Below are 20,378 nucleotides of genomic sequence, written 5' to 3' on the forward strand. Positions count from 1 at the left end.
AAACCCGCACAAATTGAAGACAAGAAAAAACCCCCACCCGTGAAGGTGAGGGTTTTCCCCGGCGTTGGCCAGTTTTCCGTAAGGCTGAAAAGATCAGCGCTTGGAGAACTGGAAGGAACGGCGAGCCTTAGCCTTACCGTACTTCTTACGCTCAACAACACGGCTATCACGTGTCAGGAAGCCGGCCATCTTCAGCACGCCACGCAGCTCCGGCTCGTAGTGAGTCAGGGCACGGGAGATACCATGACGGACCGCACCAGCCTGACCGGAAAGACCACCGCCAGTGACCGTGCAATACACGTCAAACTGGTTGTAGCGATCTGTCAGCAGGAAGGGCTGTGTGATCAGCATACGCAGCACAGGGCGTGCGAAATAGTTCGTGACAGGGCGGCCGTTAACGGTGATCTCACCTTTACCCGGCTTGATCCATACACGAGCCACAGCGTCCTTACGACGACCCGTTGCATAGGAACGGCCCTGCGCATCGCGCTTGGCTTCATAAACAGGAGCTGCATTAGCAACAGCAGGAGCCGCATTGGCCAGGTCCTGCAAAGTGCCGGTAAGCTCGGCGGCGGGGCGCTCTTGAGTTTCTGACATAATGGCAGGCCTTACTGACGTTTCAGGGTATTCTTGCGGTTCAGGGAAGCAACATCCAGCTTGACGGGCTTCTGCCCCTCATGCGGGTGCTCCGTACCAGCGTAGACATACAGGTGCTTCATCTGAGCGCGCTGCAGCGGACCACGAGTGATCATACGCTCAACAGCCTTCTCCACGACCTGACCAGGGTTCTTACCCTCAAGACGCTGCGTGATGGTGCGCTCTTTGATCCCACCCGGATGGCCGGTGTGATAATGGAAGAGCTTCTGACCGACCTTGTTGCCTGTCAGGGCGATCTTCTCAGCGTTGATGACAACAACCGCATCACCGCAATCAACATGCGGTGTGTACTGCGGCTTATGCTTGCCGCGCAGACGGTTGGCAATGATGGTGGCGAGACGGCCCAGAACCAGCCCTTCGGCATCGATCAGGATCCAGTTTCTCGTCACCTCCGCGGGTTTCAGCGAAAGTGTGGTCTTCATGACGTATCATTTCCAGTTTGAGATGCCACAACAATAGCGGCATCAGGAAAAAGACTATCCCCGACCAGTGCCTACCTTAATAATCGAGACAGACACCCTGAAAGCCGGAAACAGATTCAGGATGTGGGCCTTATTGCGGGAGTGAAGGAAAAGGTCAAGCCCTTTATTTTAGAACATATCTCCATAGATGGCAGAAAACAGCCACTTTCTAAGTGTGGTAACTTAATACCGTAAAATAATATGCCTTTTATCCCCTCTCCTACTCCAGATAGCCCTCTCCCCCATTTGCTCATGCCCCTGCCAAAGGGTATTGTGCCGGTTCATATAAGACTGCCCAAGTGAGGTATGTTCAACATGCAACGGTTACGGCTTCCCCTCTGTCTGGCCTTTCTCATCCTGATTCTGGGTGGGCTGGGTGTCTACCGTGAGGCAGGAATCCGTCTCTCCCACGCTCTGGACCGCTTTAGAGCCGCTCTGCCCGCTGGGGCGAACTTCCATTATACAAAAGTACGACCTGCCTTCTTGCTGGGCGGGGTGACGCTGTATGATGTCTCTTTCCATTATAAAGATACGGATTTCCACGCTCGGAGGGTCCGTTTCGGCTATCCCAAGCTGCTTTCCAGCGGGACGCTAAGACTGGCCAGCCTGCTGCTGGACTCCCCAAGCTATACCGACCATACCCACCAGATTACGGCCACAGAGGCCTCCTTCCATCACCTCCACATCCCTTCATCTGCTGAAACGCTTCATGAAGGGCATGGCGAGGCGGACAGTATGCACTCCCTAGCGGCCATTATGTCTTTTGAACCAGAAGACGTTACGGCACTGCGCTTTGAGCATATGCAGCTCACACACCTTCATGTCACGCAAGTGGATAATCCCTCTTCAGCAGCACCAACTGTAGAGAACGTGGCGTCATCACGCCCTTTCACGATACGGACCCTCTCGGCTGAGAGTCTTGTTGTGGAAGGTTATGGCCAGGGTCTGCGTGTTCATACGCTCATGAATGGCCTTTCCATGTCCGTTTCCCTACCAAGCGGTAAGGAAAGCATCGTCCCCCCTGTATTGCGGCAGATTCTCCTCCCCAATAATACCGGGGCTCCTGTCCAGATGGATGCGCCCATGGAGATGAATCTGGCACTTCAGCATCTGGAAGCCCGGGAAGGCTATATCCAATGGCTAAAGCGGCCTTTCCAGCACTCTGGCAATCCATCGGAAGCCTTCTGGCAGGACCCTGCCGCTACCCTATGGGAAAAGCCAGGTAAGCTGGAAATTGACGGCCTGTCCCTTCTGTTCAACCAACATGATCTACGCCGCACCCTTATTCTGAACCATCTGGCAGGGGAAAGACGGGCTGGGGAAAATAATGACCTCCGTACGGAAGGAGAATTGCGAGGGCTGACAACCCGTCTTTCGCCACCTCCCTCGCTACAGGCCGCTCCCATCAGCCTACCGACGGATTATCACATCGTTTCTACCTCTCAGAAAAAGATGAGCGAATGGCAGGAGACTCTTCAGCTCCGCACCCTCTTCGGCAAAGACAGTCCCAGCCTGATGACTGTGGAATTCAATCTGCCCGACATCAATCCGCTCCATCTGGGTGATAACAGCGTGTCCCGTTTTCTGCAGGCGGGGCAATGTCTGGGAACAGAACTGACCATACAAGGGCTCGATATCTTCGCCTATTACGGCATCCTCACCCATCAGTCTGATACTCCGCCCGATTCCGCCAAACCGGCAGACAAGCCAGAGGCAGCAAAACCCGTTCTGGATGCTCCAAAGGGCTCCATGATGGCTGAACAGGGCTATATGGTTACGCCCCGCTTTAATGCGCTGGCCCTTCAGAAACCTATTCTGGCCCCCGTGCTGGACTTCCTACTGGCACCTGAACGCCGAACCATTACCTTTAAAACCGGCCCGCTGTCCCTTGAGGAACTATCCCGCATCTCCAGCGACAGCAACGACACGGCACGGTTCGACCGGCTGCATGTGATCGGCGTCACGACACAAGACCAATAAACGCACCGCAGAAGAAACCTGCGCTAGTCACTCAATTTTTTAAGGGGAAGGGCTGGGGCGAATGACGGGATTCGAACCCGCGACCACCGGTACCACAAACCGGCGCTCTACCAACTGAGCTACATCCGCCACACAGCGACACGACATCTATTAAATCCTGCTTGCTCCGTCCAGCCCTCAAAAGCATTTTTGTCATATTTTTTTTAAAAAATGGACTTTCCTTCCCCTCATCGCTCCACAGAACGCACGAGGCTTTCCGTACTTTCCGGCCACAATGCTTCACAGCTTTTCTCGTGGAGCCTATAGTCACAGCATCATTGGCCGTACCGGGCCTGACAGTACGGTAGCACTTCCAGCAGGGCTGCCCCTACATCTTCATCCGTAACAGAGAGAAGGACCCGCCGCATTTATGGCCACTGATTCCTACATCCAACAATGGACCCAGCGACCGGTCAAAGAGATTTTAGCAGGCATGGTAGGGACGTTTGCCCTCATCCCGGAGGTCATCGCCTTCTCTTATATTGCTGGTGTGTCCCCTGCTGTTTCACTTTTTGCCTCCTTCGTCATTTCCGTCTCCATCGCTATTTTTGGTGGCAGGCCGGGAATGATCTCCGGTGCTGCCGGATCAGTCGCCCTTGTGCTAGCACCGCTCGTCCATACTCATGGCGTGCAATATATGCTGCTGGCAACGCTGATGGCGGGGGGACTACAAGTCATCTTCGGCCTGATGCGCCTTCATTCCCTCATGCGGTTTGTTTCCAGCGAGGTCCGTACCGGCTTTGTCAATGCGCTGGCCATCCTCATTTTCTCCGCACAAGTACCACAGATGCTAGGGGTGAGCTGGCAGACGCATCTGCTCATCATCATTGGGCTGGTCATCATCTATCTTCTGCCCCGGCTCTCCAAGGCCATTCCTTCACCGCTCATCTGCATCATCGTGTTGACGGCCATCACCGCCATTCACCCAATGCCAGTCCGTACCATTGCGGACCTCGGGCCGCTGCCGACTGGTCTGCCACAATTCACTCTGCCTCAGCTCCCCCTGAATGCAGAGACCCTCGCCACCATCTTCCCCTATGCACTGGCGGTGGCGGCTGTCGGGCTGCTGGAATCCCTGATGACGGCAAGCGTAGTTGATGAGCTGACAGACACACACGGTTCACCGCAAAGAGAGTGTACCGGTCTGGGTATTTCCAACATCTTTGTTGGCCTGTTCGGCGGGATTGCCGGATGTGGCATGATTGGCCAGACGGTCGGCAATCTACGCTATGGCGGGCGGGGGCGTCTCTCTACCTTTACAGCCGGGGCCTTCCTCCTGCTGCTGATGGTCGTGCTGCATCCGTGGGTTGCCCGTGTGCCGGTTGCCGCTCTTGTCGCCATCATGATCATGGTCTCCATCAGCACCTTTGCGTGGGGTAGCCTGAAAGACCTATTCCATCATCCCAAACTCACCAGCCTTATCATGCTCGTTACCGTTGGCGTGGTTGTCCTTACCCACAATCTAGCGGCGGGCGTGCTAGTCGGCGTGCTGCTCTCTGGCCTGTTCTTTGCATGGCATACGGCTCGGCTGGTACAAGTCCGCTCCACAGAGGAGCATGACATACTGACCTATCACATACAGGGGCAGATTTTCTTCGCTTCGGCAGACCTTATGGCCGAGGCCATGACCTACACCACCCATGCCCACCGTGTCACGCTGGACCTCTCCCATGCTCGGTTCTGGGACATCACAGCCGTGCAAACTCTGGAAAAGATCGTCAGCAAATTCCGCAAACACGGCAAGGAGGTCACAGTCTGCGGGCTAGACAACGCCCAACATGGCATCCTTACAGAACAATCCGATGAAGAAGCCTTCACCATCTGAAAAGCCTTAGCACTCTGACATGAAAAAGGCCTCCGGCACGACTGTCCCGGAGGCCTTTCTTTATGGGCAGGGCTTATCAGTCTGCCCGCTGTGGCGTGAGAGGGAGAGCTGGAAACTGCCGCATAAAACGCTGCTGATCCGCTGGGAACAGACGAACCTGAAGATGCAGCATCTCCTCATCATCCAGCCGTTCCATCACCTCGCCATGTTCATACAACCAAGCCAATGCGGCACCATCCGTGACGGAAAGACTCACAGCAAAATGCTTCATAGACCGTGTCATGAAAGCATCTATGGCCTCCATGAGGTCCGGCAGGCCTTCCCCTGTCAGGGCGGAGACAGCCACACTCCCCTCACGCCGGGGCACGGCGTCTGTTCCCCCTAGAAGGTCCGCCTTGTTGAGAACCTCAATCGTTCGTTCCGACCATGCTTCATCCAGCATGTCATCCGCTGTCATGTCACGCAGAACAGACAGCACGTCTTCCCGCTGGGACGCACTATCTGGATGGGCTGCATCACGCACATGCAGGATAATGTCCGCCTCGGCCACTTCTTCCAACGTTGCCCGGAAGGCGGCAATCAATTCGGTTGGCAGGTCGCTAATAAAGCCCACCGTATCGGAGAGGATCACCCGGCGGCCAGAAGGCAGGGTCAAGTTCCGCATCGTTGGGTCCAACGTGGCGAAGAGCTGATCCTGAGCGTGGACACCCGCCCCGGTAATGCGGTTAAATAAAGTGGATTTCCCCGCATTGGTATAACCAACCAAAGCCACAACCGGAAATGGCACCTTACGGCGAGCATGACGGTGCAGACCACGGGTCCGACGGACCTGTTCCAACTCCTTACGTAATTTGACAAGACGCTCATCCAGCATCCGTCTATCCGCTTCGATCTGCGTTTCACCCGGCCCACCGAGGAAGCCAAAGCCACCACGTTGCCGCTCAAGGTGCGTCCAGAGCCGGACAAGGCGGGATCGCTGATATTCCAGATGTGCCAGTTCGACCTGAAGCACACCCTCCCGCGTGGCGGCTCTTGCTCCGAAAATATCCAAAATCAGGCCGGTACGATCGACCACCTTGCAGCCCATCTCTTTTTCCAGATTGCGCTGCTGAGCAGGCGAAAGGCGGGCATCCACCACCACCACACCAACGGACTCCGCCTTGACGATCTCTGTCAGCTCTTCCAGCTGCCCCACCCCTAGCAAAGTAGCCGGCCGCTTTGCCCGCAGGGGATAGATGGCTGTATGGACAATCTCCAACCCGATGGATGCTGCCAGCCCTACTGCTTCCTCCAGCCGGGCTTCTGCTGCACGACCCTCCAGAAAATCCTGTTTCCCAGCGGGGAGAACAACGGCGGCGAGCGTGGGTTTACGGGCGGTTTCCTGGGGCTGACGTCTCAAATCCGGAATATCCTGTCTTCAAAATCCTGTATCTGCCTTCATGCAGGCCTGCTTCATATGGGAGGCAGCCGTGCCGGGGACAAGAACCCCCTCAGCGGGGGTAGGATCAGGGCAGGTCTGAAAGAGCTGCCACAGGCATGATGGTACTGACCGCATGTTTGTAAACAAGCTGCACATGCCCATCTCGGCGGAGCAGCACGCTCTGGGTATCAAACCGTGTAATGACCCCCTGCAACTTGACGCCATTGACCAGAAACACCGTCACCGGCTCTTCCCGCTGCTGCACATGAGCCAGAAACTGCTCTTGCACGTCACCTTTTGTCTGTTCTGACATGGATTCCTTCATCATTTCCCATCCTGCCCGTCACGTTCCGATGATGCGGCAGACCGGTCTTCCTGTGTTACGCCAAGCTGCTTGAGCTTACGGTGCAGGGCGCTCCGCTCCATGCAAACAAAATTGGCTGTCCGGCTGATATTACCACCAAACCGCATCAGCTGGACCTGTAAATATTGTGTCTCGAACTGGTCTCGTGCTTCCCGCAAAGGCAGGCTCATTACATCAGCATCCGCCGTCAGACAGGTCATAGACGGGGCACCCTCCCGCACGACCTCCGGCAACATGTCCGCCCGGATGACATTCTGCGCCTCGCCATCCCCGCTGGGGGCCAGAATAAGCATCCGCTCCATCAGGTTCCGCAACTCACGGATATTGCCCGGCCATTCATAAGTCTGAAGGCAAGCCAACGCATCCACAGCGAGCGTCCGAAGCGGCAAACCGGAGGAACGGGCGCAACTTTCCAAAAAATGCTGTGCCATGACCGGAATATCCTCCGGCCTCTCCGAAAGGGCTGGAACCTGCAACGGCACAACGGCCAACCGATAATACAGGTCCTCCCGAAAGCGGCGATGGGCAATTTCAGCCTGAAGGTCCCGGCTGGTAGTAGCCAGTACCCGAACATCCACCTTCACGCTATGACTGCCCCCGAGACGCTCGAACGTATTGACCTGCAAGGCCCGCACGATCTTACCCTGCGTCTCCAGCGGCATATCCGCCACTTCATCCAGAAGCAAAGTCCCCTTATGGGCACGCTCCAGAAGACCCGGACGCCCCGGACGGTCACCTCCTCCCTCAACACCGAAGAGTTCCTCTTCCAGATGTTCCGGGGCCAGAGCGGCGCAGTTCAACACCACAAACGGGCCTTCTGCCCTTTTGGATTCGGCATGAATCAACCGCGCTACCACTTCCTTACCCACACCCGCTGGCCCGCTGATCAGCACACGGGAATTAGTGGGTGCTACCCGGCTAATCTGCCCTCGCAGCGCATTAACCAGTGCACTGCTGCCCATGAGCGTGTTCTGCTCACCAGCCCGCAGACGCAGCTCGGCATTCTCTTTACGCAATCGGGCGGCCTCTAGCGCACGCCGGACAATGACCAGAAGACGATCCGACTGGAAGGGCTTCTCCAAAAAATCATAAGCCCCTTGGTGCAGGCTGGAGACGGCTGTCTCGATCGTTCCATGACCGGAGATCATGATGATGGGAATATCAGGCCGCTCCTCCCGGAACAGGCTTAGCAGAGCCATGCCATCAAGACGGGAATTCTGAAGCCAGATATCCAATATCACCAACGAAGGTCGATTCTCACGAAACGCCCGTATGGCCGCATCCGCATCCGCAGCACCACAGGTGACATAACCATCATCCTCCAGAATCCCGGCCAGCAGGAGACGGATATCCGGCTCGTCATCAACGATCAGAATTTCATGCTCCATGGGATACCTTCATGCTCCGCTTGCGCCCTCTGCTGCAAGCTCCTTCTCCGCCAGCGGGAAACTCAGTGCCACCAGGGTACCAGCTGTTCCCACCTCGCCAGTACCGGCGAGTGCCTGACGCTCCTCCTCCGTCAGGGACCGCAGATGCAGCCGCCCCTTATGAGCCTCCATCGCCCGATGTACGATAGCCAGCCCAAGCCCAGTCCCCTTCTCCTTATGGGTAACATAAGGCTCGGTCAGACGTTGATGCTCCCCAGCAGGTAGGCCAGCACCATTATCAGCAACGCCAATGATTGCCGCTCCATCCTCAAGCGTCAAGCTAAGGACAATCCAACCCAATATTGACCGCCCCTCTCCGATACGCCGTTCTGTCATCAAGATGGCGTCCGCTGCATTCTGTAGCAGATTGATAAGGGACTGACCAATCAGGCGATGATCACACCGCACCATAACCGGCCCGCCAGCGGGAACGTCCAACCGATAAGCAATCTCTGGATGGGCATTCTGCTGGAGGAACATGGCATCCCGGCATAGGCGAACAAGGTCATACTCGGCCATTTCCGGCCGTGGCATACGGGCAAAAGATGAAAACTCATCCACCATACGCCCAATATCACCCACCTGCCGAACGATCGTGCTGATAAGCTGGTCGTAAATTTCCGGGTCGCTCACAATTTCCTTATGGAACCGCCGCCGCAGCCGCTCCGCAGCCAGCTGGATAGGCGTCAGCGGATTCTTGATCTCATGGGCAATACGGCGGGCCACATCCGCCCATGCGGCCTTACGCTGGGCAACCTGCAACAGGGTAATATCATCAAACGTGACAACATAACCCGCCGTGTCCTCATGTCCGTTCTGGTCCGACACAGCACATACAGACAAAGTACGCCCAGCCCCAGCACCGCCACCACCACCCGGACCGCCCGGCGCACGGGCACTGTCGGTGTCGATCTGAATTTCAGCGCAATGCTCTCGGCCGGGATAATCCCGAACAGCCTGAAGCAGCTCAGCAAATTCCGGCACACAGTCTACAAGCGGACGGCCCTTAGCGGCCTCTAGGTCCCGCTGAAGAATGAAAGAAGCGGCCCGATTGGGAAGCTCGAGATTCTGGTCATGATCTAGCCCGATCACACCGGCCGAAACACCCGCTAGAACGGTCTCCGTAAAACGGCGGCGTTCATCAATCTGATCATAAGCCAGCATTAGCTCCGAGCGTTGGCTGGCAAGCTGGCTGGCCATCAGGTTGAAGGCACGGGACAGGGTCACCAGTTCATCCTCCCGGCTCCCCCGGCCCTCCACCGGGACACGGGCTGTCAGGTCCCCTTTAGAAATACGACGTGCCGCCCAGATCAACAGACTGAGCGGGCGGGTAATCCTATTGGCCTGCGACAAACCGCTGAGCATCCCCACCGCCAACACTAATAGGCCCATCAAAGCCAGAATAACGACAAGCGTTAGCTGGGTCTTGCCACGATTATTGAGCATCCGCTGGTAGTCCTGCACCAGCGTGTTTGTCCGTGTCATGTGATGAAGAATATCCGGGTCCACCGGCCGGGTTATGACCAGCATCAGGCCCGAATTACCCCCTAGCGAGACCACACCCCGCACAAGTTGGGCCTCTGGCTGGTCCAGCAGCACGACCTCACCCGTCCGGGCCATAGCAGCTACGGAACGGGGGGGGAGTTCTTTTTCCGGGTCGCCCGCCCGGATGGCCATCAGCCCCCCCGTAGCGATAATCTTGTAAGTGATCGGGTTAAAGATGATGGCATCATTCAACCCTCGTTCCGTCACCTCATCTTCCAAAAGAGCCTGAAGGCGGGGCTGGTCATGGAATAAGTCCGTTCCATGAGCGAACATCTCATCGTTCTGAACCGTCAGAAGCGTATTCGCCAATGCGAAGGCTTCCGTTCTCGTATTCTCGTTATGCTCCCGCAGATACCCCGCCGCTACAGACCGGGCCTCGCTCAAAGCCGTATTGACCCGGTTTGAAAACCAGATTTCCACACCATAATGGAAGAATAGGGCGGACAGTGCCCCTACCATCAGCGCCGGGGCTACAGCCACCACACCAAAAAGCATAACAAGCTGACTATGCAGCCGCGCCCCTGCCTGCCCCATGCGCCGCTCGGCGAGCATACGGCCAATCTGCCGTACCCCAGCAGCCGCAATGAGCAGAAGCGTGATGAAATCCAGCAGAAAAAGAAGAGCCTGTGCCCTCGGCACCCGGGCCAGAGACACCCCTCCCGCAAGGACGATAAACGTCACGAAGGTAAGAACCAACGCTATGACTGTCAGCACCACCACACCATCGGGGCTGGTCAACCGCCCGATGGAGGCCCGTATCTTGCCGGCAAGACGTCTGATCGTCACGATCTCTTCCCTTCTCAACGCTCCCCGGACCGTGATCCGGAGCGGGGGACGATAATGTGAAGTTCCTTGATGCGTTTACGCAACGTATTGCGGTTCAACCCCAGAAGGGAAGCTGCCCGAAGCTGATTCCCACCCGTATGATGCAGTGCCATAGTGATAAGCGGCCTTTCTACCGCTCCCACCACGCTGCCATGCAGATTGCAGCTGCCCGCTTCCAGACCAGCCCGCACATAACTGCGCATGACAGGTTCGAACATCGCAGCCAGACCTCCGTTCCGATCACTGGAAAGAGCCCGCACAGCCCGCAGGCGGTCCGGCCCGAGGCACTGCGCCACGGGGAGAGAGGCTAGCCAGTGTTTCAGACCATCCTCCAACCCACCGTGCCGCAGCAGCGTGGCCTGATCATGGCGGCTCGCCACCACAATACGCACGGCCTCCTCCCGCTTGACCTGCGGCCTATGTGCCAAAAAGGCAGCAAAACGCTTTTGCAGTTCCGGGCATAGGCAATCCAGCTCATCCAGCAGCAGCGTGCCACCACGGGCCTGCTCCAGCCACCCATTGCCCGCCGTGCCAAATAACCGCTCTTCCCGCAGGGCGCGGGGTACGGCTGTCAGCCCCGCAACAACAAAGGCTCCTTCTGAGCAAGGACTATGGGCGTGAATCCGCTGGGCTACATCCAGCCGCTCCTGCGAGCTGGCACCATACAGAAACAGAGGCCGCATCGCCCGGACCTCACGGGCCGTTTGCTCGCCCATCACGCTGCGTGCCGGGCTAGGGCACCTTCTCGGTCACGCACGATGCCAGCGGCAATAGCTTCATCATAAAACTGCTCGAGCAAAGCGATGACAGCCGGGGCTGTATCCAACCGGTTCACCTCCGCCCGGAAAGCCGCAGACCCCGGAAGCCCGGCGGAATACCACGAGACATGTTTACGAGCGAGGCGCAGGCCGGGCCGCTCACCGAAATAATCCATCATCATGTGATAATGCTTCAGGACGATTTCTTTTTCCGTTGCGAGATCAGGGTCTGGCACATCCACACCACTCCGCAAGGACTGGACCAACTGGGCCGGGAACCAAGGCCGCCCGTAGCAGCCACGCCCCACCATCACCCCATCTGCCCCTGATTCTGCCAGTGCCTGACGGGCCGTAGCCATGCTGACAATATCACCATTAACAATCACTGGCAGCTTTACGGCATCCTTGACCTTACGGACGAACTTCCAATCCGCATGGCCGTTGTAGAACATCTGACGAGTGCGCCCATGTACCGTAATCAGGCGGATACCCACATCCTCGGCAATACGGGCTAAAGTGGGAGCATTGAGATGTTCATGGTCCCAGCCCATCCGCATTTTCAGGGTGACGGGCACATCTACAGCCTTAACGGTGGCCTCTAGCAAACGGGCAGCCAGCCTCTCATCCTTCATAAGGGACGAACCGGCCATCTGACCAATAGCCACCTTTTTGACCGGACAGCCAAAATTGATGTCTACAACATCTGCTCCACCAGCCACGGCAATCTTTGCTGCCTCACCCATAGCCTGCGGGTCGCACCCGGCCAATTGAACGGCATTAACGCCACCAGCCCCCGCACTGCGGGCCATGCTCAGGGTTCTCTCATTCTCCCGCACCATCGCCCAAGAGGCAATCATCTCCGACACGACAAGCCCCGCCCCCAGCTCTCTGGTCAGTCGGCGGAACGGCAGATCCGTAACACCGGACATAGGTGCGAGGATGACGGGGTCATCAATCACGCAGCCCGGCCCCAGAGTGATGGGCGGCAGAGGAATCGGCATTGGCATGGATATCGGATACCTGTCAGGTTTTCATGGAGTAAATTGAAGCGAGATTTTACCGTTACCCCCGGCAAAGCGCAAACAACACTCCCGTTACCCCCATCGGCGGCGGGCCCGCCTCATAGAAAGGATCTCCCGGTCATGACGCTGCACACCAGCCGGGGTGACCTCAAAGCGTCCATCCTCCCGCTGCCGAGCCAGCCCCATACCCGCCAGCCGCAACAGGCAGGACCTGTCCTTAAGGGGGGCTCGGAAGTCGGGCATACGGCCCTCCGGCGGCGGACCGACCGGGCGGCCTGTCTCACCACTCAATACCAGCCTGTGTAGGGCCGAGCGGCAGCAGGTTTCCAGATACAGTTCGTCCCAGCTCATGATATCCTGTCCTCCTCATGGGTGCTGACCATGTAATTAACGCATCTTTGACATTCCGTAATGCCAGCACCTGAAATCTGGTCCAATCGGGTTCTAATCTAGACACTCTCTGACAATGATGCCCGCTACGTCTACGATGAAGGAGACTCCCGCAAATATGTCTACAGGGCTTCTTTTGCCGCCATGCTAGTCATTCATGGTAAGGGTATGGACTGGCCCACGGTCTGCTCAATATGGCCCGGACCATACAGGACAGCTGACAGGAAATCCCTTGACAAGACCGGTCATGCGTTCTGAAAGGTTTTCTAACCGTCAGTGAGGGAAGAGTGAATGCTTGATATCGGAAAAACAGCCACATGGCTTCTACGCCGCCTCAACCCTGAAACTGCACATGAGCTTGCTATTCATAGCATTGCCCATGGGCTCGCTGGTCGTGGCAAGCCCGATCATTCAGCCCTCCGGACAGAAGCACTGGGGCTTTCCTTCCCTAATCCGATCGGTCTGGCAGCAGGATTCGACAAGAACGCCCGTGCCGTAAGAGGCCTGACCAAACTTGGCTTTGGCTTTGTGGAGACTGGAACGGTTACACCCCGCCCCCAGCCGGGCAATCCCCGCCCTCGCCTCTTCCGACTGGTCGAAGACAGAGCCATCATCAACCGCATGGGCTTCAATAGTTGCGGGATTGATCAGTTCTGCCAGAATCTGGCGTCGCTCTTCCGACCGAACAGGCACGGTCAGGTAGGGCCCGCCGATGCACCGCTGGGTATCAATCTAGGCATCAACAAAACAGGCGCCGACCCGCTGGTGGACTATCCCGCTCTCGTAGGGCGGACAAAATCTTATGCCGATTATCTGACCATCAATCTCTCCTCCCCCAATACCCCCGGGCTGCGGGACCTTCAGGCGGCCGATATGCTGGCCCGCCTACTAGAGGCCATCCAGACTGCCCATCCGGACCGTCCCCCGCTACTGGTAAAGCTGGCACCTGACCTTGAGGATGAGGCCTATGCTCCTATTCTTCAGGCGGTGATTGACGGTGGGGCCGATGGTCTCATTCTCACCAACACCACTCTTGCCCGCCCAACATCCCTAAAAGACCCACACCGTGACGAAACGGGCGGTCTCTCCGGTGCGCCGCTGGCAGACCGAGCACGCCATGTGCTCCAGCTTGTAAGCGAGCTGAACAAAGGCCGCCTCTGCCTTGTTTCCTCCGGTGGTATCGAAACCGGACGGGATATTCTCGAACGCCTGAAGATGGGGGCAAACCTCGTGCAGATCTATACAGCCTTCATCTACGAAGGCCCCGCTGTGTTGACACGGCTAAAGCAGGAACTGCTGCACGAAATGAGCCGTTCTGGCATTCGCAGCCTTGCCGCTCTTCAACGCTGAACCACTGTAACGCAGGACCTATATTGCACCATGAAAACGGCTCTGGTCGGCATTGTAAAAAACGAAGAACATGACATCCTGTACTGGTTGGCTTGGCATGCCCTCCTTGGTGTGGATAGTTTCATTCTCTTTGATGATGATTCTGATGATGGCACGAGAGATCTCATCGCCGCCGCTAGCGTACATTGGGATATACGGCTCTTCCATATTCGTGAGCACAGCCTCGACCTAACCAATCAAGGCTTTGTGGACCGCCAGAAGCAAGTCTATCTGGATGCCCTCACCGCTATGAGCGGGCAACATTTTGACTGGGTCGGTTTTCTGGATACGGACGAATATGTCAGGCTGGACAACCATGCCAGCCTACCGGAATTCCTCGGTTCATTACCTGATGATGCCGGGGCCGTGGCATTGCACTGGCAGGTTTACGGCCATAATGATCTCATCTCGACCCCTAGCCTGCCCCCTTCTCATAGCTTCAGCCGCCATAGCACGGCTGAGGAACCCATAAACCGGCATGTTAAAAGTTTCATCCGCCCGGCCTGCTGGGACAAAGGTAAATGGGTCAATGTCCATTATTTTGAACTGAAAAAAGGCCGCTACGTCACCGCATCCGGTGCGCCTGTCACTTGGTCGCCTACACCCGGCATCACGGCGGAGCCACCGGACTGGTCTATTGCCTACCTGATGCATTTCCAGCGCCGCAGCCTGGAACAGTTCGTAAAACGTGCCCTCATCAGAAAGGACCTTCAACTCTCATTGGGTGACCACCGGCTTACCCAGTGGAATGAGATTGAAGACCCCTCCCCCCGGGAAAAAACGGCTGATGTCCTCCGTTGGGTAAAACCCATCATCATGACAGGGGCCATGACTGCGCTTGAGGGAATACGCCGCCAGCATCCGCCTGTCTCTGGCCTGACACCTCCCCCATCCCGACAGAAGCCAACCGGCTTCCGCATCTTTTCTCTGCATCCAAAAGATGCCCGCCATCTCGGTGTCAGCGGGGGTATACTCCATGACACGGGGCAGGCTGACCAGCAGAGCCATGATTTCCAGCTCTTCCTTCTCCAGAGCTTAAAGCATCGGGAGGCAGCCTTTCTCTTTGGTCTGGATGGATCAGATCGGATTCAAGACTTTTTCATCCTACGTGATGGCCGCCTCACCGGCTTGCCACGCTATGATATCCTGCCCGTTGTCGAGCAGTCTGCCATTGCATTAAGGCAGCGAGGCGGTCAGGGGCATTTTCTATGCTCACCCCCAAAAGAACCGCTGACACCTGACAGGCTAAAGGCTGGCCTTTGGGAATGCTTCCTTAGCATCCCTCAGGAAACTACACCCTCCGGGGGCTCGTGGCTGAATGTACCCGCCCTGAACATGCTGGAAATGGCTCTAACGCCATCTTCTTTCACACTGGGAAACATCACCGCTCTAACAGCCATCGACCGGGAAGCCACAGTATGGCTGCTTCCTTTTCTGGCACTCCACCTGGAAACGCTTCAATACAAAGAGCTACGTAGCCATCTGGGTGCTCTGGCACCGTTCATTCTGTAAGGCTGCGATCCTTTTACGGACTTTACTCTCCGCAATAAAAAAGGCTCACCATTTAGATGGTGAGCCTTTTTTGTGCCTTCCAGCCTGATAGTGTTTCAGCGTCCTAGCTTGCGTAGCTTCACTCCGCTCATCAGGCGTTCCTCAATCTTTGCGAGGGACATGCCCTTTGTCTCCGGCACGTACAGGTAGGTCATGCCGATAAAGATGAAGTTCAGCACAGCCAGCAGCCAGAATGTGCCAGAAGCACCAAAAGCCTCCATCAGCGGCAGAAAGCTGACACTCACGCCCATATTAGCCAGCCAGTTCGTCAATGTGGAAACAGACATGCCAAAGTCACGCCCCTGAATAGGCTGAATCTCCGCACACAGCACCCACATCAGCGGTCCGGCTGACATAGCGTGCCCCGCACAGAAAATCATCAGCACAAACACAGCAATCATCTGAGAGGCCTGTTCAGCCATTCCCTCATGCAGCAGACCGGCCAGCACCCCCATCGCCAGAGCCATGACAGAGAACCCAACGTAAAGGATAGGCTTACGCCCCCAGCGATCCACCAGACCAATTGCCACGAATGTGGCGAGCATATTCACCAGGCCAATAATGGCCGTACACCACATCTGTGCATGTGAATCAAAATGCGCTGCCTGGAGAATCTTAGGCGCATAGAACATGACGATATTAATGCCCGCAAGCTGCTGCATAGCCTGAAGGGCAACCCCCAGAAGCACAGAGCGACGGAAGTTGCTATTCCGCCTCAGCAAGGACCAGCCTTCCTGTTTGGTCTCCAACTGCTGACGGATGGCCTGAATCTCCTTAGCGGCTTCCAGCGGGTCATTACGCAGGTCCATGAGAATCCTGCGGGCCTCCTTATGCCGCCCTTTCATGACCAGCCAATGCGGGCTGTAAGGCAGAAACAACACCCCGATAAAGAACAGTGCTGCCGGACACGCCGCAAAACCGAACATGCCCCGCCAACTACCACGGTAGGAAAAATAGGTATCCGCCAGAAAGGCTACGAAAATCCCAATCGTCAGCATCAGCTGATACGTGGAAATCATAGCCCCACGGGATTCCTCGCTGGCAATCTCGGAAAGGTAAAGCGGAGCCGTAAAAGCGGACAATCCTACAGCATAGCCCATCACCACACGAAACGAGATCATGGAGGGAATAGACCAGCTTAGTGAGCAACCAAGAGCCCCCACCACGAACACGCCTGCCCCACAGATGAGCGCACGCTTCCGGCCAACTTTCTGGGCAAGTTTACTCGCACTGACAGAGCCCAAAGCAGCCCCTGCCATCATGGCACTAACAACCCATGAAAGGGCAATCGTGGATGGATGAAACTCCCGTGAAAACAGGTCCAGCGCACCAGAAACCACACCGATATCAATACCGGACATCAACCCGCCCAGCGCAGCTACAATACCGATGACAAGGATCTTGAATTTCGTAGGGTCGAAAAATGACGCATCATCATCACCCGTTCCGGATGATACGGAATGGGAATCAACTTCATCTACCATGCAAAGAGCCTACCCTCTCTGTAACAGATCACCCCCATATGAAACCGGGCAGAAAAGACGAACCGTCCTCCCTGCCCGGCAACAAATGAACAGAGCTAATCTTTAATCAACGACCAAGATCACGCAGCTTTACACCACTCATGAGGCGTTCCTCAATGGTTTCCAAAGAAACATCCTTTGTTTCCGGAACAAAGAGGTAAAGTAACACGATACCAATGGCGTTGAATGCAGCGAACAGCCAGAAAGTATTTGGGCCACCGACCAGCTCCAGCACACTAAGGAACGTTGTGCCGATCAACAGGTTACTTAGCATGTTGGTACCCGTGGAAATGGAGATGCCAAGGCTGCGGCCTGCAGCAGGCTGAATCTCCGAGCAGATCACCCACATAAGCGGCCCAGCGGACATGGCGAACCCACCTACGAAGATAATGATCATACCCAGTGCCAAAAGCTGGAGCGACAAACTTGTCGTACCGTACCAGAGCAGGAAGGCCAGAATGGCCATACTCGCTGCCATGCTGACATACCCAGCATACAGGATAGGCTTACGCCCCCAGCGGTCCGAATAACCAACAGCAACGAATGTCATCAGCACGTTCACAAGGCCGATCAGAGCCGTGCACCACATCTGTGCCTCGAGACTGAAATGGGCTGTCTCCAAAATACGGGGAGCATAATACATGATGATGTTGATGCCAGCGAACTGCTGCATGATCTGAAGCAGCATACCAAGCCCAAGAGAGCGGCGGTAATTGCTGTTGGTCCGCAGCAGTTTCCAACCCTCTTCTTTGGTCTGCAACTGCTCACCAATCGCCTGAAGCTCCCTATGGGCCTGCGCTGGGGCATCACGAAGACGGGTCATCGTCTGGAGGGCTTCTTCCTTACGTCCCTTGATCATCAGCCAACGTGGGCTCTGCGGCAGGAAGAGGAAAATCACCAGAAACACGATAGCTGGCACGGCTTCCACCATCAGCATGGAACGCCATGCACCAGAGGATGCAAACCAGCTATTGGAGAAGAATGCCAGAAAGATACCGATCGTCTTGAGCAACTGATACAGCGAGACCATGGCACCACGCTGCTCCTTCCTCGCTACCTCGGAGAGATAAAGCGGGGTGGAGAAGTCAGAAAGCCCCATGCCCATGCCCACCAGCACACGGCAGATGATCATCATGGCGATGGACTGCGACGCCGCACAGCCAAAAGCACCGATAGAGAAAAAAGCTGCTGCTGTCGTCAGCGTGTACTTGCGCCCCAGACGCTGGGTAAGCTGGCCGCCTGTCAGAGCGCCGATCGTCGCACCGACCAACATACCCCCGACAATCCACTCCAGAGCAACTGTAGAGGCATGGAACTCCATACCAAATGGACGCAGCACACCGGAGATGACACCAATATCCATACCGCACATCAGCCCTGCCAGAGAGGCAAGAATGCAGATGAAAAGCACTCTCCGTCTGGCAGCGGGATCAACAACATGCTGTGGAGATTCAGCTGTCCTGTTCATAACATCGGACCTTTTTAGTGGAGGGAAGACTCCCTGAATGGAATCATCCATATCATAAAAAACAGTTTAACCTATGAGCTACATTTTCTTGCCAGATCACAGTTATGAGAGGTAAGGTAACATACTGATTTTTAGTCATTTTTTCAAAAATCGGTAAGCCCTTTCCGGCCTAAAAAACAGCTCTATTCCTAACTTTTCCTTACCGGCGATGCCTCGGCACAGCGGGCGCAGACTCCCTCAATCTCCACCGTTGCAGCCTCGGCACGAAACCCTTGCCCTCGGGCAGACTGCAACAGGACAGCCGCCACAACATCCTGCTCCAGCTCCTGCACCTGACCACAACCACGACAGATGAGAAACTGAGCCCGGTGAACACCCCAAGCCTTATGGGATGTGCAACAGTCTTCACAATCCAACCGATGGCGGCACCCCACAAAGGCACTAAGCCGCTCAATGCGATGGATCAGCCCCTGTTCCAACAGGAAATCCAAAGCCCGATAAACCGTAGGCGGCACGGCTCGTGGCTGATAAACACGTAGCAGGGAGAGAATATCATAAGCACCCAGCGGTTTTGTTTCGGACAGGACCAACCCCAACACCAGGCGGCGGACAGGCGTCAACTTCTGCCCGTGATGCTGGCACCAGTGGGCAACCTCTTCCAACCGGGTTGCCACCTCTACACTGAACTCTGCTCCCCCAACCTCTTTGGTGGTTCCTGCCGCTTCGTTCCCTGCCTTCATGCTCTATCACCCAGCGGGGGTGCGGCCCAGCGACATGCGGCTAGCCCATTACGGGCAAGCTCCCGATGCAAAACCATCACCGGGGCACGCAGCTCACCAATCATCGGGTCTGCAACAATATCCTGCGCCAAGGCTTCTACAACCGTAACGGAACGATGCCGCCCCCCACTACACCCAACAGCAATAGTGACGTATTTCTTTCCTTCCTGTGCAAAGCGGGGCAGCACAGTCCGCACCAAACCCAACACATGATCATAAAAGGACTGAAAGAACGGATCCGCCTTCACATAATCCGCTACATCGGCATCCAACCCCGTGTGGGGGCGTAGACCCTCATCATAATGAGGGTTCCGGAGGAACCGGGCATCCAGCACGATATCCGCCTCCCGTGGCAGGCCAGCCGGATAGGCAAAAGACATCAGAGCCACGGACAACATGGTCCCCACCCCGGCACTGAAGCGAGCCTCAATCATTTGACGCAAGGCAGGCAGGGGCAGATCGCTTGTATCAATCACAAAATCAGCAACAGCCCGTAGCGGCTCCAGCAATCCCGCTTCCTGCTCCAACGCAGGGCGGAGGCCACCCTCCCCAGCCAGCGGATGCCGCCGCCTTGTCGCCGTGAACCGGCGCAGCAGGATATCATAATCAGCCGTAGCAAAAATCAGCTGAGTTACGCAGTCCGGCTCCCGACGAGCCTGCATCAGAAAATCCACAATCCGATGGGCCTCAAAGCCACGGCTGCGCACATCCACCCCAATGGCCAGACGAGGGCCAGAACGGGTAACAAGGGCCTCGAACAGATCAAGCGGCGGGTTGTCTACAACCTCATGGTCAAGGTCTTCCAACATACGCAGGATGGAAGCTTTCCCAGCACCGGAAAGCCCCGTCACCAGCACAATACTTCCTGAAGACCGGCCCTGTGTCCTCATGCCCATGCCCTGTTTCCCTGCACCACACTGGCGGAACTGCCACGATGCCGCCAGCATAACACAGT

17 protein-coding genes and 1 tRNA gene are annotated in these 20,378 nt (G+C 56.3%); 4 read left to right on the forward strand and 14 right to left on the reverse strand.

Annotation, left to right across the window (positions count from 1 at the left end):
- Positions 1-93: 93 nt before the first annotated feature.
- Both rpsI and rplM read right to left on the reverse strand, forming a co-directional pair.
- Entirely contained in the window at positions 94-597 is a 504-nt protein-coding gene (gene rpsI, locus CPA57_RS06710) for a 30S ribosomal protein S9 (RefSeq protein WP_043558030.1), read from the reverse strand.
- An 11-nt stretch (positions 598-608) separates the two neighbouring features.
- Entirely contained in the window at positions 609-1,079 is a 471-nt protein-coding gene (gene rplM, locus CPA57_RS06715; RefSeq protein ID WP_043558027.1) for a 50S ribosomal protein L13, read from the reverse strand.
- A gap of 354 nt (positions 1,080-1,433) precedes the next feature.
- On the opposite strand from rplM, the gene CPA57_RS06720 reads away from it, so the two are divergent.
- Positions 1,434-3,098: a hypothetical protein gene (locus CPA57_RS06720; protein WP_182082042.1), complete on the forward strand. Its 1,665-nt coding sequence runs from the start codon at positions 1,434-1,436 to the stop codon at positions 3,096-3,098.
- Between the two features lie 53 nt (positions 3,099-3,151).
- Here CPA57_RS06720 and CPA57_RS06725 read toward each other — a convergent pair.
- A tRNA-His gene (locus CPA57_RS06725) sits at positions 3,152-3,227 on the reverse strand.
- Between the two features lie 280 nt (positions 3,228-3,507).
- Between CPA57_RS06725 and CPA57_RS06730 the strand changes: the two genes are divergently transcribed.
- Positions 3,508-4,962, forward strand: coding sequence for a SulP family inorganic anion transporter (locus CPA57_RS06730; RefSeq protein WP_182082043.1), 1,455 nt, complete (start codon positions 3,508-3,510; stop codon positions 4,960-4,962).
- A gap of 76 nt (positions 4,963-5,038) precedes the next feature.
- Here the strand turns inward: CPA57_RS06730 and hflX are convergent, their stop codons facing one another.
- The 7 genes from hflX to CPA57_RS06765 form a co-directional block, all read right to left on the reverse strand.
- Positions 5,039-6,361 carry a GTPase HflX gene (gene hflX / locus CPA57_RS06735; RefSeq protein ID WP_182082044.1) on the reverse strand — a complete coding sequence of 441 codons (1,323 nt, stop codon included), beginning with the start codon at positions 6,359-6,361 and terminating at the stop codon, positions 5,039-5,041.
- A 106-nt stretch (positions 6,362-6,467) separates the two neighbouring features.
- A complete protein-coding gene (gene hfq / locus CPA57_RS06740; RefSeq protein WP_182082045.1) occupies positions 6,468-6,695 on the reverse strand; it encodes an RNA chaperone Hfq in 228 nt (75 codons plus the stop codon).
- A gap of 11 nt (positions 6,696-6,706) precedes the next feature.
- On the reverse strand, positions 6,707-8,134 hold the full coding sequence (ntrX, locus tag CPA57_RS06745; protein ID WP_182082046.1) for a nitrogen assimilation response regulator NtrX: 1,428 nt from the start codon (positions 8,132-8,134) through the stop codon (positions 6,707-6,709).
- Between the two features lie 9 nt (positions 8,135-8,143).
- Positions 8,144-10,498 carry a sensor histidine kinase NtrY-like gene (locus CPA57_RS06750; protein WP_407647568.1) on the reverse strand — a complete coding sequence of 785 codons (2,355 nt, stop codon included), beginning with the start codon at positions 10,496-10,498 and terminating at the stop codon, positions 8,144-8,146.
- Positions 10,499-10,518: 20 nt separating this feature from the next.
- Positions 10,519-11,259 carry a helix-turn-helix domain-containing protein gene (locus tag CPA57_RS06755; RefSeq protein ID WP_182082047.1) on the reverse strand — a complete coding sequence of 247 codons (741 nt, stop codon included), beginning with the start codon at positions 11,257-11,259 and terminating at the stop codon, positions 10,519-10,521.
- Positions 11,259-12,308 (reverse strand): tRNA dihydrouridine synthase DusB, encoded by a 1,050-nt coding sequence (dusB, locus tag CPA57_RS06760; protein ID WP_182082048.1) that lies wholly within the window; start codon positions 12,306-12,308, stop codon positions 11,259-11,261. The genes CPA57_RS06755 and dusB overlap by 1 nt, the downstream gene beginning before the upstream one ends.
- Before the next feature lie 87 nt (positions 12,309-12,395).
- Positions 12,396-12,674 carry a hypothetical protein gene (locus CPA57_RS06765; RefSeq protein ID WP_182082049.1) on the reverse strand — a complete coding sequence of 93 codons (279 nt, stop codon included), beginning with the start codon at positions 12,672-12,674 and terminating at the stop codon, positions 12,396-12,398.
- A 330-nt stretch (positions 12,675-13,004) separates the two neighbouring features.
- Here CPA57_RS06765 and CPA57_RS06770 point away from each other — a divergent pair, with 330 nt between their 5' ends.
- The gene (locus CPA57_RS06770; protein WP_182082050.1) at positions 13,005-14,063 is read left to right on the forward strand and encodes a quinone-dependent dihydroorotate dehydrogenase; all 1,059 of its coding nucleotides are present in this window, start codon (positions 13,005-13,007) and stop codon (positions 14,061-14,063) included.
- A 30-nt stretch (positions 14,064-14,093) separates the two neighbouring features.
- Positions 14,094-15,614: a glycosyltransferase family 2 protein gene (locus CPA57_RS06775; RefSeq protein WP_182082051.1), complete on the forward strand. Its 1,521-nt coding sequence runs from the start codon at positions 14,094-14,096 to the stop codon at positions 15,612-15,614.
- A 95-nt stretch (positions 15,615-15,709) separates the two neighbouring features.
- On the opposite strand, the gene CPA57_RS06780 is transcribed toward CPA57_RS06775, so the two are convergent.
- From CPA57_RS06780 to rapZ, 4 genes are all read right to left on the reverse strand, one after another.
- Positions 15,710-17,137 carry a sugar porter family MFS transporter gene (locus CPA57_RS06780; RefSeq protein ID WP_182082052.1) on the reverse strand — a complete coding sequence of 476 codons (1,428 nt, stop codon included), beginning with the start codon at positions 17,135-17,137 and terminating at the stop codon, positions 15,710-15,712.
- Positions 17,138-17,243: 106 nt separating this feature from the next.
- A complete protein-coding gene (locus CPA57_RS06785) occupies positions 17,244-18,644 on the reverse strand; it encodes a sugar porter family MFS transporter (protein WP_182082053.1) in 1,401 nt (466 codons plus the stop codon).
- 188 nt (positions 18,645-18,832) lie between these two features.
- Positions 18,833-19,384, reverse strand: coding sequence for a Fur family transcriptional regulator (locus CPA57_RS06790; protein WP_182082054.1), 552 nt, complete (start codon positions 19,382-19,384; stop codon positions 18,833-18,835).
- A complete protein-coding gene (gene rapZ, locus CPA57_RS06795) occupies positions 19,381-20,313 on the reverse strand; it encodes an RNase adapter RapZ (protein ID WP_407647569.1) in 933 nt (310 codons plus the stop codon). Before rapZ ends, CPA57_RS06790 begins: the two co-directional genes overlap by 4 nt.
- Between the last annotated feature and the right edge of the window lie 65 nt (positions 20,314-20,378).

This window comes from Bombella favorum (genome assembly GCF_014048475.1).
Classification (GTDB): Bacteria; Pseudomonadota; Alphaproteobacteria; order Acetobacterales; family Acetobacteraceae; genus Bombella; species Bombella favorum.

Bases quoted from the DNA above. Each gene is read 5' to 3' on its own strand.
- hfq (WP_182082045.1), bottom strand. From the start codon at position 6,695: ATGTCAGAACAGACAAAAGGTGACGTGCAAGAGCAGTTTCTGGCTCAT.
- CPA57_RS06785 (WP_182082053.1), bottom strand. From the start codon at position 18,644: ATGAACAGGACAGCTGAATCTCCACAGCATGTTGTTGATCCCGCTGCC.
- CPA57_RS06720 (WP_182082042.1), top strand. From the start codon at position 1,434: ATGCAACGGTTACGGCTTCCCCTCTGTCTGGCCTTTCTCATCCTGATT.
- CPA57_RS06730 (WP_182082043.1), top strand. From the start codon at position 3,508: ATGGCCACTGATTCCTACATCCAACAATGGACCCAGCGACCGGTCAAA.
- dusB (WP_182082048.1), bottom strand. From the start codon at position 12,308: ATGCCAATGCCGATTCCTCTGCCGCCCATCACTCTGGGGCCGGGCTGC.
- CPA57_RS06780 (WP_182082052.1), bottom strand. From the start codon at position 17,137: ATGGTAGATGAAGTTGATTCCCATTCCGTATCATCCGGAACGGGTGAT.
- CPA57_RS06765 (WP_182082049.1), bottom strand. From the start codon at position 12,674: ATGAGCTGGGACGAACTGTATCTGGAAACCTGCTGCCGCTCGGCCCTA.
- CPA57_RS06775 (WP_182082051.1), top strand. From the start codon at position 14,094: ATGAAAACGGCTCTGGTCGGCATTGTAAAAAACGAAGAACATGACATC.
- rpsI (WP_043558030.1), bottom strand. From the start codon at position 597: ATGTCAGAAACTCAAGAGCGCCCCGCCGCCGAGCTTACCGGCACTTTG.
- CPA57_RS06790 (WP_182082054.1), bottom strand. From the start codon at position 19,384: ATGAAGGCAGGGAACGAAGCGGCAGGAACCACCAAAGAGGTTGGGGGA.
- CPA57_RS06770 (WP_182082050.1), top strand. From the start codon at position 13,005: ATGCTTGATATCGGAAAAACAGCCACATGGCTTCTACGCCGCCTCAAC.
- rplM (WP_043558027.1), bottom strand. From the start codon at position 1,079: ATGAAGACCACACTTTCGCTGAAACCCGCGGAGGTGACGAGAAACTGG.
- ntrX (WP_182082046.1), bottom strand. From the start codon at position 8,134: ATGGAGCATGAAATTCTGATCGTTGATGACGAGCCGGATATCCGTCTC.
- CPA57_RS06755 (WP_182082047.1), bottom strand. From the start codon at position 11,259: ATGGGCGAGCAAACGGCCCGTGAGGTCCGGGCGATGCGGCCTCTGTTT.
- rapZ (WP_407647569.1), bottom strand. From the start codon at position 20,313: ATGAGGACACAGGGCCGGTCTTCAGGAAGTATTGTGCTGGTGACGGGG.